A 13,545-nucleotide genomic window follows, 5' to 3' on the forward strand; every position below is an offset into this window, starting at 1 on the left:
CGGCGTGCGCGGTCGGTGAACCGTTCGAACATTGTTCTCCCTCACGTATCTTTTCCACCCGTCGCCACCGGGGTCCCGGGCGTGCCACCCGGAACCGGCAGATGACGGTCTCGTCACCGGTGCGACCAGTCTGCGTACCACTGTAGTGGTCGATGTCCGCCCACCTGCAGTTAATGTCCCTTCCGGCCGCGCCACGAGCATCAGCTCGCAGCGCCCTGACCTGCACAACCAGCGTCAACAGGGCACCATTCCGGCCTGAGTACGCCGTGAGCGAAACGACCAGAATCTGCCAAAAAGGGGTTGGCTCGGGCATATGCCCGAGCCAACCCCTTTTTGAGACGAAAGTTGCGCACTACCTACTCGATGGTGAACGAGGACGTGCCCTGGCGACCAGAGACCCGGTCAAGCACCGTAGCAGTGTAAGTGCCGGTGACTGTGATCCGGTCCGGGTGCTTGGTGCCGCTACACTCTGCGGTTTTGATCACTCCGGAGTTCTGAGGCCCGGTTATCTGAATCTCGATCTGACAGTTGTTGGCACTATTTGTACCCCCGGCCGAGGTACGGGCGTTGTACACGACTGCAGGCGTGAACTTGCCATCGTAGAGGGTGAAGAGACCCGGTCCGATCTTCGTACCATACGCGTAGCCGCCGTCTGCCCGCTTCGCCGTGACGTCGATTCCAACGACCCCATTGGACGACGGCCCACCGCTAGGCCTCTGGCCGGTGTTCGACGGTCCGGTGTTCGACGGTCCGGTGTTCGACTGCGGGCCGCCCGGTTCGGGTGAGCCGTTCCCGCCGCTCGACCCAGCGGCCGATCCGGTCAGCAGTGCTCCGAATATGTCCAGGCTTCCGACCGCGCTCGCTGGCGCGGCACTCAGGCTCGCAGCGGCACCACACGTGACCAGCGCCGCTGCGGCAATGCTCGCAACCATTCGTTTCATTGGTCCCTCGTTCCTCGATCTGACGGATTCAAACGGGCCCGGTCGCGCCGAAACGCAACGAGTTCACCCTGTTGAGCAGCGTATTCGCCATCGCGCACCACCGATGTCGGCCTTAGGGATGAAATTTGCCTCATATGCCGCTATTGCCGACTGCGGCGCGCGACCCGGGCAATACCGACATACGGGACCAGACGTCCGCCGCCTCGATCGCCGGGCGCACCTGATCAGTCCGCACCCTTCGTTCCGACCACATCGGCAGCCCTGTCACCCACCCAGGGGACAAGGTGTGATGACAATCACATATCCGAGGGGCAGGTCACCTACCTGCGGCAACGGCCTGTCACCATTCCGTTATCGGCTTGTTATGTAACGTCGTGATAACGCCGCGGGTACGAATTCATGTAGCGTCGCTCCGGAACATCCAACCGGGAAGGCGACTGAAGTGGGTAAGCACAGTAAGCCGAGCAACCACGCGAAGTGGATGGTGACGGCCATGGTGCCGGTGGCCGGGGGATTGATGGCCACCGCCGCGGCAGCCGATGCGCACGCCCCGGGAATTCAGGCTCTCGCCAACGCGACCACTCCCGACCAGGCGTCCGATGGCGCGAGCACCGCGCAGAAGCCCGGTAAGCATCGCACCGAACCCACCGTCCAGGGCGTCGCCGCGATCACTCCTGCCATCAAGTCCGTCGGACCGGCGTTCGTCCCACCCGTGCAGGGCGTCGCCGACATCACTCCGGCCGCCAAGCCGGTCGGACCGGCCTTCATCCCGCCCTCGCAGCCCGCCGCGGCGGTGTCGACCCCGTCGGCCGTCGCGACCGGCGAGATCCCGGTCATCAACTACAAGGCGTACAAGAACGCCGCCGACACGATGGCCCGCACCACGCCCGGCTGCGGCATCCCGTGGACCATCATCGGCGGTATCGGCCGCGTCGAATCCCATCACGCCAACATGGGTGACGCCTTCGCCGACGGCACTCTCAAGAACCCGATCTACGGCCCGACACTCAACGGCACCCTCGCCGGCAACCAGGTCATCACCGACACCGACGGCGGCGCCCTCGACGGCGACGCCGCCTACGATCGCGCTGTCGGCCCGATGCAGTTCCTCCCGTCGACGTGGAAGATGTTCGCCGCCGACGGCAACGGCGACGGCAAGGCCGACCCCCAAAACCTGTACGACGCCGCCCTGACCACCGCCAAGTACCTGTGCTCGGAGGGTGTCAACATGCGCACCGACGACGGCCAGACCCGGGGCATCCTGCGCTACAACCACTCCTATCAATACGTCTCCGACGTCCGCGAGCACGCCCGCACCTACTGACCGGTCGCACTCATCGCAGTACACGCGACGCCGACCTACACTCGTGACATGGCTGAGCAGGAACGGATCACCGCGAACCACCGGATCATGGGAGGCGTGCCGTGCGTCCGCGGCACACGAATCCCTGCCGCGACGGTGGGAGCCTCATCTCACCGGACCCTTCGTGACCCTCGCTCGTACCTCGCAACGGCCTCAGGGATCAAGGAGGCCACCACCAAGGCACCTACTAAGGGGCGGTCGCTACTTGATCCCTGAGGCTGAAGCGACGCCAGGAGCGAGGGACGCGTTGGGTCGGGTGAGACGACCGCATGGCACGACCACCTCGAACTCTGCCTATCGGGCGGTGGAGAGGTAGAAGGCTTGTAGGGCGGCGGAATACATGGGGACGTCGTGGGTGCCCATGAGTTCGCGGGAGCTGTGCATCGCCAACTGGGGGGCGCCGACGTCGACGGTGCGTAGGCCGGTGCGGGTGGCGGTGATGGGGCCGATGGTGGAGCCGCAGGGGAGGTCGGCGCGGTGGGTGTAGCGCTGCAGGGGGACGCCGGCGTCGGCGCAGGCCACGGCGAAGACGGCTTCTCCCAAGGAATCCGAGGCGTAGCGGAGGTTCTGGTTGACCTTGAGGACCGGGCCGCCGTTGATGGTGATGCGGTGGTTGGGTTCGTGGCGGTCGGGGTAGTTGGGGTGGGTCGCGTGGGCCATGTCGCCGGAGACACAGAAGCTGGACGCCATCGCGCGTAGGTAGTCGGCTCGGGATCCTCTCTCTGCCAACACTATTCGTTCGCAGATCGTGGCGAGGAAGTCGGAGGCGGCGCCGCGTTCGGAGCCGCTGCCCACCTCCTCGTGATCGAACAGGGCGAGCATCCGGGCGGGCCGATGGCCGACGGGTTCGGATTCGTGTTGACGGGCGGCCACTTGGTCATCAGCGTCGAGGAGTGCGCGCAGACCGGCGTAGCAGGTGCCCTGGTTGTCCAGGCGCGGGGCACTCAGCAGGTCCTGTTCGGCGCCGATGATGCGGGACGGGGTGACGTCGTGCGTCATCAGGTCCCAGCCGAGCAGGTCAACCGGTTCGATGCCCGCACGCCGCGCCACCCACGACAGAATGTCGGGTTCGGCGTCGGCAGTGTGCCAGATGGCGTTCACGTGCTTCTGCGGATCCAGGGACACGCCCTTGCGGTCCTCGGACAGGTGGATCGCCAACTGCGGTACGCGCAGCACCGGCTCGTCGATGAGGATCAGCCGGTGCTCCACACCTGTCGCGGTGCGATATGCCAGCCGCCCCGACAACCCGAGGTCGCGGTCGAGCCACGAGTTGAGCCAGGCACCGCCGTACGGTTCGAGCGCCACCACGCCCACACCGGCGTCGTTGCGGTCCGGGTGCTGTTTGAGCCGCAGGTTGGGTGAGTCGGTATGACCGCCGACGATTCGGAAACCCGCACCGGTATCGGCACCGCCGGACCAGGCGATGATCGATCCGCCGCGGATCACATAGTGCCGGCCCGCCGCCGACGGCCAGTTCTGTTCCTCGTACAGCCGGGTGTAGCCGGCGGCATCGAGAACGCCTGCGGCGGTGGCACATACGTGGAACGGCGACGGCGAGGCGTCGATGAATTCACCGAGACCCGCGGCCGTCGCACTGGTGCCGATCATGGCTCAGACGGTGGCGAGGATGGAGTCGATGGCCGAGTAGAACAGCCCGAGGCCGTCGTCGCTCGGACCGGTCAGCGCCTCGGTGGCGTGTTCGGGGTGCGGCATGAGCCCGACGACGCGGCCGGTCTCGTTGCTGATGCCCGCGATGTTCAGGGTCGACCCGTTGGGGTTACCGCCCGCATACGTGAACACGACGCGACCCTCACCCTCAAGCTCTTCGAGTTTGCGCTGCGGTGCGACGAACCGGCCCTCACCGGACTTGAGCGGGATCAGGATCTCCGCACCCCGCTCGAACCGGCTGGTCCAGGCGGTGGTGTTCGATTCGACGCGCAGCCATTCGTCGCGGCAGATGAAGTGCAGGCCCTCGTTGCGGATGAGGGCACCCGGCAACAGACCGGCCTCGCACAGGATCTGGAAACCGTTGCAGATACCCAGGACCGGCATGCCCTTGCCCGCGGCGTCGACCACCGACTGCATCACCGGCGCGAACTTGGCGATGGCACCGGCGCGCAGGTAGTCGCCGTAGGAGAAGCCGCCGGGCACGATGACCGCGTCGACGCCCTTGAGGTCATCGTCGCCGTGCCACAGCGCGACCGGTTCGGCACCGGCCAGGCGCGCGGCGCGCGCGGCGTCGACGTCGTCGAGGGTTCCGGGGAAGGTGATGACACCGATACGCACAGCCATGAGCTCAGCTCACCCGCGAGACGCTGAAATTTTCGATGACCATATTGGTCAGCAGTTCCTCGGCGATCCGCTCGAGTGTGGCGTCGTCGACAGAGTCGTCGACCTCCAGCTCGAACCGCTTGCCCTGCCGGACGTCCGCGATCCCGGCGAAACCGAGACGGCCCAGCGCCCCGACGATCGCCTGGCCCTGCGGGTCGAGAATCTCGGCCTTGGGCATCACATCGACCACCACACGCGCCATCGTCCGTACGCTCCTCGTCTCTTACGGAATCAATGAGCACTCACCTTACCGGGTGAGCCCGGGCCGGGGCGCATCGTGAAGCGCGCCCCGACCCTGTCATCAGGCGAGCGCGGCCTCGATGGCCTCGATCACCTCGGGGGCGTCGGGCTCGGTGCGCGGCCGGAAACGGCCCACGACGCTGCCGTCGGCACCGACGAGGAACTTCTCGAAGTTCCACTGGATATCTCCGGCCTCGCCCTTCGCGTCGGCGGTCTGGGTGAGCTCGGCGTACAGGGGGTGCCGGTCGTCGCCGTTGACGTCGGCCTTCTCCAGCAGCGGGAACGTGACGCCGTAAGTAGACGAACAGAAGGTGGCAATCTCCTCGGCCGAGCCCGGTTCCTGCCCGGCGAACTGGTTGCAGGGCACCCCGACGACGGTCAGACCGCGATCACCGTACGTGCCGGCGAGCTTCTCCAGCGCGGTGTACTGCGGGGTGAGTCCGCATTTGCTGGCGACGTTCACCACCAGCAGCGGTCCGGTGAAGGTACTCAGGTCCAGGTCGGAGCCGTCGAGGGCATGTACGGGGATCTCTTTGATATTGGCCATAGCGGCCAAGCGTAGTCACACCCCGGCCCGGCGCGTGGTTGCGCTCACACCGATCGCATCGGGTGCCCAACATCACCAATGCTTGCGTTCACGAAATAGTTGCATCGGAGTTAGCATTTTCGGGTGACCAATCCAGCCCATGCCACCACTGAAGCCGGCCAAGCGACCGGCGAGACGTGTGCGGCGCTGGCCGAGTTCCTGCACAGGTTCATGACCGCCGCCAAGACCAACGCGACGGACTTCCTGGCGGGCACCGACCTGACGTTCTCCCAGCTCAAGGTGCTGTTCACCGTCGGCTCCCACGACCGGGCGCTGTCGGTGAACGAGATCGCCGAACGCATCCACCTGTCGCTGGCGGCCACCGGCCGCACCGTCGACAAACTCGTCGGCGCCGACCTGGTCAACCGCCGCGAGGACGACACCGACCGGCGCGTCAAACGGATCTCGCTGACCGCCGCCGGGCAGCGGTTCATCGACTCCGAGCGGGCCGTCAAGGAACAGACGATCACCAGCTTCGTCGACACCCTGCCCGCCGACGTCAGTGACCAGCTCCGGGACGCACTCAACAGGATCCTGCACGCCGACACCGACTATTTCGCCGCGTGCACCGCCGCACCGCACACCGTCTGACCAGATTCGCCATTACCTCTCATCACGACAGGAAAACCGCTATGTCCTCCACCACCGGCAACTCGCCGGCGTCCACGCAGACGCCGCCGGCCCCGGCACCACAGGGCGGCCTCGACCGCAAGGTGCTGCTGGTCGCGGGCGTCGTCGTCCTCGGCGCCATCATGTCGATCCTCGACGTCACCGTCGTCGCCGTCGCGCAGAACACCTTCCAGAACGAATTCGGCACCGACGCCGCCGGCGCCGCCTGGACGATGACCGGCTACACCCTGGCCCTGGCCGCGGTGATCCCGCTGTCGAGCTGGGCGGTGGCCCGGTTCGGTGCCCGCAACGTGTACCTGACCTCCCTGGTGCTGTTCACCATCGGCTCGGCCCTGTGTGCGATGGCCTCCAGCATCGGCATGCTGGTGGCGTTCCGCGTGATCCAGGGCCTCGGCGGCGGTCTGCTGATGCCCGTCGGCATGATGATCCTCACCAAGGCCGCCGGCCCCGAACGCGTCGGTTCGGTCATGGCCGTCCTCGGTATCCCGATGCTGCTGGGCCCGATCGCCGGCCCGATCCTGGGCGGGCTGCTCATCGAGAAGGCGAGCTGGCACTGGGTGTTCTTGATCAACGTGCCCGTCGGCATCGTCGCGTTCGTGTACTCGTGGATCGTCCTGCGCGACAAGCAGGAGACCAGCCGGCCCTCGATCGACATCATCGGGCTGGTGCTGCTGTCCCCCGGCCTGGCGCTGTTCCTCTACGGCATCTCCGTCAGTGCCGAAGAAGGCACGTTCCTCGCCGCCAAGGTGCTCATTCCCGCGGCCGTGGGCCTGGTGCTGATCCTGGCGTTCATCGCCCACGCCCTCCGCAGCAAGGCCCCGCTGCTGGATCTGCGGCTGTTCGGGAACCGGACCCTGTCCATATCGGTGATCGCGATGACACTCTTCATGATCGCGTTCTTCGGCGCCTCGCTGCTGTACCCGCAGTACTTCATCGGTATCCGCGGCGAATCGACCCTGGCCGCCGGTCTGCTGCTGGCACCGCAGGGTATCGGCGCGATGATCACGATGCCGATCGCCGGCCGACTCACCGACAAGATGGGTCCGGGCAAGTTCGTCCTGGGCGGCCTGGTCCTGATCGCCCTGGGTATGGGCACTTTCACCTTCCTCGGCGCCGACAGCTCGTACTGGTTGCTGTGCGGGGCACTGTTCGTGCAGGGTCTGGGCATGGGCATGACGATGATGCCGATCATGTCGTCGGCGCTGGCCACCCTGAACTCGTCGCAAGTTCCCGACGGTTCGACGCTGGTGAACGTGGTGCAGCAGACGGCCTCATCGATCGGTACCGCCATCATCTCGGTGGTGCTGGCCTCCAACCTGGCCGCGCACGCCGAGTCGAAGCTGGCGATCGCTTCCAACGCCGCGCCCGAGCAGTACGACAAGCTCGTCGCAGCCGGTCAGGCCCCCGCCGAGGTACCCACGCAGTGGCTGGACTGGGGCGCGTCCGCCTTCGCCGGCGCGTTCGTCATCTCCGCCGTGCTCATCGCGGTCACCTTCGTCCCGGCGTTCTTCCTGCCGCGTAAGCGGATCGCCGGCGCCGAGTCCGCCCCGGTGATGATGCACTGAGGTCGCCGACCTCGTGCCCGTGCCCGGTTCGTCCGGCACGGGCACAGTCGCGTCCGGACCCTCACCTGCCCACATTGCTTGTGCCGGTGCAATAGTTGCAGGGACGCCCGTGGCGACTTCCGTCCTCGGCCCCCATCACGCACAGGAGACCTTGTGACCGATTCACCGGCCGGTGCCGCGCCGCCGCACAAGACCAATCTCGACAAAGAGGTGCTCATCGTCGCCGGTGTGGTCGTGCTCGGCGCGATCATGTCGATCCTCGACGTCACCGTCGTGTCGGTCGCGCAGAACACCTTCCAGAACGAGTTCAACACCGACGCCGCCGGCGCCGCCTGGACGATGACCGGCTACACCCTGTCGCTGGCCGCGGTCATTCCGCTGTCCGCGTGGGCCGCGGGCCGCTTCGGCACCAAGAACGTCTTTCTCACTTCGGTGGTGCTGTTCACGCTCGGCTCCGCGCTGTGTGCCCTGGCCTCGAGTATCGGGATGCTCGTCGCGTTCCGGATGATCCAGGGACTCGGCGGCGGCCTGCTGATGCCGGTCGGCATGATGATCCTCACCAAGGCCGCGGGCCCGGAACGGATGGGCTCGGTGATGGCCGCCCTCGGTATCCCGATGCTGCTCGGCCCGATCGGCGGACCGATCCTCGGTGGCTTCCTGATCGAGCAATTGAGCTGGCACTGGATCTTCCTGATCAACCTGCCGATCGGCATCATCGCCCTCGTCTACGCCTGGTTCGTCCTCGACAAGAACTACGAGCCGACGCGCGCGAACGTCGATGTTCTCGGCCTCGTGCTGCTCTCCCCCGGTCTGGCGCTGTTCCTGTTCGGGCTGTCGGGCAGCGCCGAGAAGGGCACCTTCGCCTCGACCCGCGTGCTGGTGCCCGCGGGTATCGGCCTGGTGCTGATCGTCGCGTTCGTCGTACACGCGCTACGCACCGACAAGCCGCTGCTCGACCTGCGCCTGTTCACCAATGCCACCCTGCGCAACGCGCTCATCACGATGTCGATGTTCGCGATCGCGTTCTTCGGGTCGACGCTGCTGTTCCCGCAGTACTTCATCGGTGTCCGGGGTGAGGGCACCATGATGGCCGGACTGCTGCTGGCACCGCAGGGCATCGGTGCGATGGTAACGATGCCGGTCGCAGGGCGGCTCACCGACAAGATGGGTCCGGGCAAGTTCGTCCTCGTCGGCATCACGCTGATCTTCGCCGGCCTCACCCCGTTGATGTTCCTCGGTGCGGACACCTCGTACTGGCTGATCGGGAGTGCGCTGTTCGTGCAGGGCCTCGGTATGGGCATGACGATGACCCCGATCATGACCTCGGCTCTGGCCAAGCTGCGCCCCACCGACGTCCCCCACGGTTCGACCCTGCTGAACGTCACCCAGCAGACCTCGTCATCGATCGGCACAGCCCTGTTCTCGGTGCTGCTGGCCACCAACCTCAGCAGCCACAAGGAGTCCGGGCTCGCCATCCTCTCGAACGCCTCCGAAAAGGACTACGCCGCACTCGCCGACAAGGCAGGCCTGCCGCCACAACCGCCGCAGCAGTGGTTCGACTGGGCGGCGTCGGCGTTCGGGACGACGTTCATCGTCGCCTGCGTCCTCGTCGCGCTCACGCTGATCCCGGCCTACTTCCTGCCACGGACCCGGATCACCCCGGCCGAGGACGCCCCACCGATGATCGCGCACTGACCCCCTTCCGTTGATTGAGGTGCGAGGAGCGCAAGCGATCGAGCATCGAAACCCGGTGAGACGACATCGCTATCTCACGAGGGTTGCCACGCTCGATCGCTGGCGACCTCACACCTCAACTGGCGGTGGGGGCGTCGGCCGGCGGAGGGTCTCGTCAGAAGGTGACGGCTCCGGTCTGCTGGAGGATCCAGGCCAGCTCGAACGAGGCCTCCTCCCACTTCTTGTAGCGTCCGCTGACTCCGCCGTGCCCGGCAGACATCTCGGTCTTGAGCAGAACCGGATGCTCGGATGTGCTCAGTTCCTGAAGGCGGGCAACCCATTTGGCGGCCTCGGTGAACAACACCCGGGTGTCGTGGAGGGAAGCCAGCGCGAGAATCGGCGGGTACGGCTGGGCCGTCACGTTCTCGTACGGGGTGTAAGACTTCATGTACTCGTACACCTCGGCATTGTGCAGCGGGTCGCCCCATTCGTCCCATTCGGTCACGGTCAGCGGCAGCGACGGATCGAGGATCGAGTTGAGCGCGTCCACGAACGGCACCGACGCCAGAATCCCGTGGAACAGTTCGGGTGCCAGGTTGGCGACCGCACCCATGAGCAGACCGCCCGCCGAACCGCCCTCGGCCACCATCTGATCGGGCGTGGTCCAGCCCGAATCGATGAGATACCTTGCGGCGTCGACGAAGTCGGTGAAGGTGTTCTTCTTGCTCAGGGTCTTGCCGTTTTCGTACCAGTACCGACCGAGTTCTCCGCCACCACGGATGTGGGCGAACACCATCACCACACCGCGGTCGAGCATCGACAGCCGTGCGGCGCTGAACGCCGGGTCGAGGCTCGATTCGTACGATCCGTAGCCGTACAGCAGCAGCGGCGCCGGACCTGTCACATCCTTGCGGCGGATCACCGACAGCGGCACCTTGGTACCGTCGGCGGCGGTGGCCCATTCGCGTGACTGCGCGTAGTCGGCCGGGTCGTAGCCGCCGAGCACCGGCTGCCGCTTGAGCAGGGTACGTTCGCCGGTGGCGACGTCGAGCTCGAGGAGCTCGGACGGTTCGATGAAGCTGCCGTACGCGATCCGCAGCCGCGGCGTCGCCCATTCGGGATTTCCGGCCAGCGCAACCGAATACAGTCCCTGATCGAACTCCACCTGGACGAAATCGCGTGCCGTCGGCAGTCCGTCGACTGTGCGCAGATCCGCGATCGACAACTGCGGGATACCGCCGGATCGGTAGGACAGCACCAGATAGTCGCTGAATGCGTCGAGATCCTCGATCCGCACGCCGGGATCGTGCTCGATCAGCGGCCGGCGCGCCGCAGGATCGGTGACGGGGGCGATGTCGACGGCGAAGTTCTCCAGCTTCACACCGTCTCGGATCTCGTTGTGCATGAAGGCGAAGTAGTCCTCGCCGTCGACGATCAGGTGTTCGACGCCGTATTCCACGCCCTCCACGCGCGGCGCGATACTACGGAATTCGCCGGTCGGATCGGTGGAGTCGAGAATGTATGCCTCCGAGGTGATCTTGGAACTCACCCCGATGATCAGATACTTGTCGCTGTGTGTGGTGCCGATACCCACCCCGTAGCGTTCATCGGGCTCGTGAAACACCTTGACGTCGTCGGTGCCCGCCCCGATGTCGTGGCGCCACACCGTATCCGGACGCCAGGCGTCGTCCACGGTCGGATAGAACACGTGCCGGGCGTCGAGCGACCACACCGCCCCGCCCGCGGTGCCGGGGATCTCGTCGTCGAGAAGTTCGCCGGTCCGAAGGTTCTTGAACCGCAACGTGTATCGTTCATCGCCGACGTTATCGACACCGTAGACCAGCCAGTCGCCGTCCTCGGAGATGCTGAACGCGCCGAGGCTGAAGAAGTCGGTACCCTGCGCCTCGATGTTGGCGTCGAAGGTGATCTCCTCGCCGGGCACGCTGTCACCGATCTTGGGCGGTGTCCAGTCGTCGTCGCCGGAAACCGGGCAGCGACAACTGATCCCGTATTGCTTGCCCGCCTGCGTTCGGGAGTAGTACCAGTAGCTTCCCCGCCTGCTGGGCACCGACATATCGGTCTCTTTGACGCGGGACTTGATCTCGTTGAAGATCTGTTTGCTCAGGTCACCGAGATGACCGGTGTGAGCCTCGGTATGGCGGTTCTGCGCCTCCAGGTAGTCGATGACCTCCTGGTTCTGCTTGTCGCGCAACCATTCGTACTCGTCGACGAAGGTATCGCCGTGATGGGTACGTTCGGTGGGCACCTTCTTGGCAACCGGTGGCACGCTCTTGCCTTCGGGTGCTTGCTTTTCCGGCACTGTTTTCCCTTCTGGAGTGGCCGGGGTCACGCTCATCCCCGCACCTCCGCGTCCGGCCAATCGGCGAACTTCAACTGTGAAATCAATTCATAGGCTTCGATATACCGCTGCCGAGTGCGTTCGATTACGTCCTCGGGCAGTTCGGGCGGTGGATTGTCGGCCGCGCGATCCCAACCCGAATCGGGCCCGGTGAGCCAATTGCGGACGATCTGTTTATCGAAACTGGGCTGCACCTGCCCGGCCCGATAGCCGGCAGCGTCCCAGTACCGCGACGAGTCCGGGGTCAGCACCTCGTCGGCGAGGACGAGTTCTCCGTCGGTCCCGAGACCGAATTCGAACTTGGTGTCGGCCAGGATTATGCCCCGTTCAGCGGCCAGTTGTGCGCCCCGTGAATAGATGTCGAGCGTCGCGGTGCGCAACGCCGCGGCCTGCTCGGCGCCCACATCCTCGACGACGCGGTCGAAGCTGATGTTCTCGTCGTGTTCACCTTGTTCGGCCTTGGTGGCCGGGGTGAAGATCGGCTCGGGCAGCTTGTCGGCCTCCCCGAGACCCTCGGGCAGTCCGATTCCGCACACCGCGCCGGTGGCGCGGTAGTCGAGCAGGCCCGAACCGGTCAGATAGCCCCGTGCGACGCATTCGACCTGCACCATCGGCAGTTTGCGCACCACCATCGAGCGGCCCACGACCTCGGCAGGGATACGTTCATCCGTGGGGCCGCCGGCGAGATGATTCGGGACGCCGAGGGCGTCGAACCAGAAAAAGCTCATAGCAGTCAGGATGCGGCCTTTGTCCCGAATGGCGGGCCGGAGAATATGGTCGTAGGCGGAGATACGGTCGGTGGCCACCAGCAGCAAGGTGTCGGCGTCGATCTCATAGATCTCGCGTACCTTTCCCGAGGCCACATGCTGATACGACTGCAAGTTCGGGCGCATACGTCGAGCCTAGGGCATACCTCCGGGTCCCCGGTGCCGTCCCCTCCGGTGCGGTCCCTCCGGCATGGCCGGCCGCGACCGACACGCCCGGAAATCGGGAACATCTCCGCATTCTGCTACATTTCGATGGCAGACCACGATCACCGACAGCCCGGTCGGCTGCCGCATCGCAGGTCGAGACATTCGCACTGAAACATTCACACTGATTAAGGAATTCATCCGGTGAGACAAATTGTCGAGCAGATTATTGACGACCTCGACGGAACGGTGCTCGCGGAGCACGAAACCGTGACATTCTCCGTCGACGGCACCACCTACGAATTTGACACCAGCATCGAGCATGCCGAAGAATTCCGGGACAGTCTGCAGCTGTACATCGAGTCATCCCGGCAGATCGTCAATGGCAACGTGGTCACCCGCAAGCGTGTCGCCAGCGTGGGACAGGACCGGCCATCTGCCGAGCAGAGCCGCGCCATCCGGGATTGGGCACGGGCCAATGGGTACGAGGTCAGCAACCGCGGCCGCGTGCCCGCACCCATCGTCGAGGCCTTCGAAGCCGCCCACCCCATCCGCTGAGCCCTATCCCGCCCGAGCCCTATCCCGCCCGAGCCCTATCCGCTTGAGCCCTATCAGCTTGAGCTATGCCCGGCACCGTTGCCGGGCATACTTACCGGCATGAGCGCACCCCGGATCACCATTACCTACTGCACCCAGTGCAATTGGCTGCTGCGGGCGTCATGGATGGCAAGTGAACTGCTCAACACCTTCGGCGCCGAACTCGGTTCGGTGACGCTGGTTCCCGGCACGGGCGGCGTCTTCCACATCGACGTCGACGGCACGCAGGTGTGGGAACGCAAGCGTGACGGCGGATTCCCGGACGCGGTCACCGTCAAACAATTGATCCGCGACGCGGCACTGCCCGATTGGAATCTCGGGCACGCCGACCGCGCCGCGGATCAGTGA

Annotated in this window: 14 protein-coding genes; 7 read left to right on the forward strand and 7 right to left on the reverse strand. The window is 65.6% G+C overall.

Annotated features, from left to right (window positions below):
- Window positions 1-356 precede the first annotated feature (356 nt).
- The gene (locus tag Q0627_RS07350; RefSeq protein WP_291016432.1) at window positions 357-941 is read right to left on the reverse strand and encodes a hypothetical protein; all 585 of its coding nucleotides are present in this window, start codon (window positions 939-941) and stop codon (window positions 357-359) included.
- Window positions 942-1,383: 442 nt separating this feature from the next.
- Between Q0627_RS07350 and Q0627_RS07355 the strand changes: the two genes are divergently transcribed.
- Both Q0627_RS07355 and Q0627_RS22480 read left to right on the forward strand, forming a co-directional pair.
- Entirely contained in the window at window positions 1,384-2,265 is an 882-nt protein-coding gene (locus Q0627_RS07355; protein WP_291016430.1) for a lytic transglycosylase domain-containing protein, read from the forward strand.
- A 48-nt stretch (window positions 2,266-2,313) separates the two neighbouring features.
- Window positions 2,314-2,520: a DUF433 domain-containing protein gene (locus Q0627_RS22480; RefSeq protein WP_366852257.1), complete on the forward strand. Its 207-nt coding sequence runs from the start codon at window positions 2,314-2,316 to the stop codon at window positions 2,518-2,520.
- Window positions 2,521-2,598: 78 nt separating this feature from the next.
- Here Q0627_RS22480 and Q0627_RS07360 read toward each other — a convergent pair whose 3' ends face one another.
- The 4 genes from Q0627_RS07360 to Q0627_RS07375 all read right to left on the reverse strand — a co-directional run bounded on the left by Q0627_RS07360 (window position 2,599) and on the right by Q0627_RS07375 (window position 5,422).
- Window positions 2,599-3,912: a M18 family aminopeptidase gene (locus Q0627_RS07360; RefSeq protein ID WP_291016427.1), complete on the reverse strand. Its 1,314-nt coding sequence runs from the start codon at window positions 3,910-3,912 to the stop codon at window positions 2,599-2,601.
- A 3-nt stretch (window positions 3,913-3,915) separates the two neighbouring features.
- Window positions 3,916-4,596, reverse strand: a complete 681-nt coding sequence (purQ, locus tag Q0627_RS07365) for a phosphoribosylformylglycinamidine synthase subunit PurQ (RefSeq protein WP_291016425.1) — start codon at window positions 4,594-4,596, stop codon at window positions 3,916-3,918.
- 4 nt (window positions 4,597-4,600) lie between these two features.
- Entirely contained in the window at window positions 4,601-4,837 is a 237-nt protein-coding gene (gene purS, locus Q0627_RS07370; RefSeq protein WP_291016421.1) for a phosphoribosylformylglycinamidine synthase subunit PurS, read from the reverse strand.
- Between the two features lie 99 nt (window positions 4,838-4,936).
- Window positions 4,937-5,422, reverse strand: a complete 486-nt coding sequence (locus tag Q0627_RS07375; protein WP_291016419.1) for a glutathione peroxidase — start codon at window positions 5,420-5,422, stop codon at window positions 4,937-4,939.
- A gap of 123 nt (window positions 5,423-5,545) precedes the next feature.
- On the opposite strand from Q0627_RS07375, the gene Q0627_RS07380 reads away from it, so the two are divergent.
- The 3 genes from Q0627_RS07380 (at window position 5,546) to Q0627_RS07390 (ending at window position 9,351) form a co-directional block, all read left to right on the forward strand.
- Complete coding sequence (locus Q0627_RS07380) at window positions 5,546-6,052, forward strand: MarR family transcriptional regulator (RefSeq protein ID WP_291016417.1); 507 nt, start codon at window positions 5,546-5,548, stop codon at window positions 6,050-6,052.
- 41 nt (window positions 6,053-6,093) lie between these two features.
- On the forward strand, window positions 6,094-7,656 hold the full coding sequence (locus tag Q0627_RS07385; RefSeq protein WP_291016415.1) for a DHA2 family efflux MFS transporter permease subunit: 1,563 nt from the start codon (window positions 6,094-6,096) through the stop codon (window positions 7,654-7,656).
- A gap of 153 nt (window positions 7,657-7,809) precedes the next feature.
- Window positions 7,810-9,351: a DHA2 family efflux MFS transporter permease subunit gene (locus tag Q0627_RS07390; protein WP_291016413.1), complete on the forward strand. Its 1,542-nt coding sequence runs from the start codon at window positions 7,810-7,812 to the stop codon at window positions 9,349-9,351.
- A gap of 154 nt (window positions 9,352-9,505) precedes the next feature.
- Here Q0627_RS07390 and Q0627_RS07395 read toward each other — a convergent pair whose 3' ends face one another.
- Together Q0627_RS07395 and Q0627_RS07400 are read right to left on the reverse strand one after the other, a co-directional pair.
- A complete protein-coding gene (locus Q0627_RS07395) occupies window positions 9,506-11,686 on the reverse strand; it encodes a S9 family peptidase (protein WP_291016412.1) in 2,181 nt (726 codons plus the stop codon).
- Window positions 11,683-12,582 (reverse strand): phosphoribosylaminoimidazolesuccinocarboxamide synthase, encoded by a 900-nt coding sequence (locus tag Q0627_RS07400; RefSeq protein ID WP_291016409.1) that lies wholly within the window; start codon window positions 12,580-12,582, stop codon window positions 11,683-11,685. Before Q0627_RS07400 ends, Q0627_RS07395 begins: the two co-directional genes overlap by 4 nt.
- 222 nt (window positions 12,583-12,804) lie before the next feature.
- Here Q0627_RS07400 and Q0627_RS07405 point away from each other — a divergent pair, with 222 nt between their 5' ends.
- Together Q0627_RS07405 and Q0627_RS07410 are read left to right on the forward strand one after the other, a co-directional pair.
- Complete coding sequence (locus Q0627_RS07405; protein WP_291016407.1) at window positions 12,805-13,158, forward strand: Lsr2 family protein; 354 nt, start codon at window positions 12,805-12,807, stop codon at window positions 13,156-13,158.
- A 99-nt stretch (window positions 13,159-13,257) separates the two neighbouring features.
- A complete protein-coding gene (locus Q0627_RS07410; RefSeq protein ID WP_291016404.1) occupies window positions 13,258-13,545 on the forward strand; it encodes a SelT/SelW/SelH family protein in 288 nt (95 codons plus the stop codon).

It is taken from the genome of uncultured Gordonia sp. (assembly GCF_937858515.1).
In the GTDB taxonomy this organism is placed as follows: domain Bacteria; phylum Actinomycetota; class Actinomycetes; order Mycobacteriales; family Mycobacteriaceae; genus Gordonia.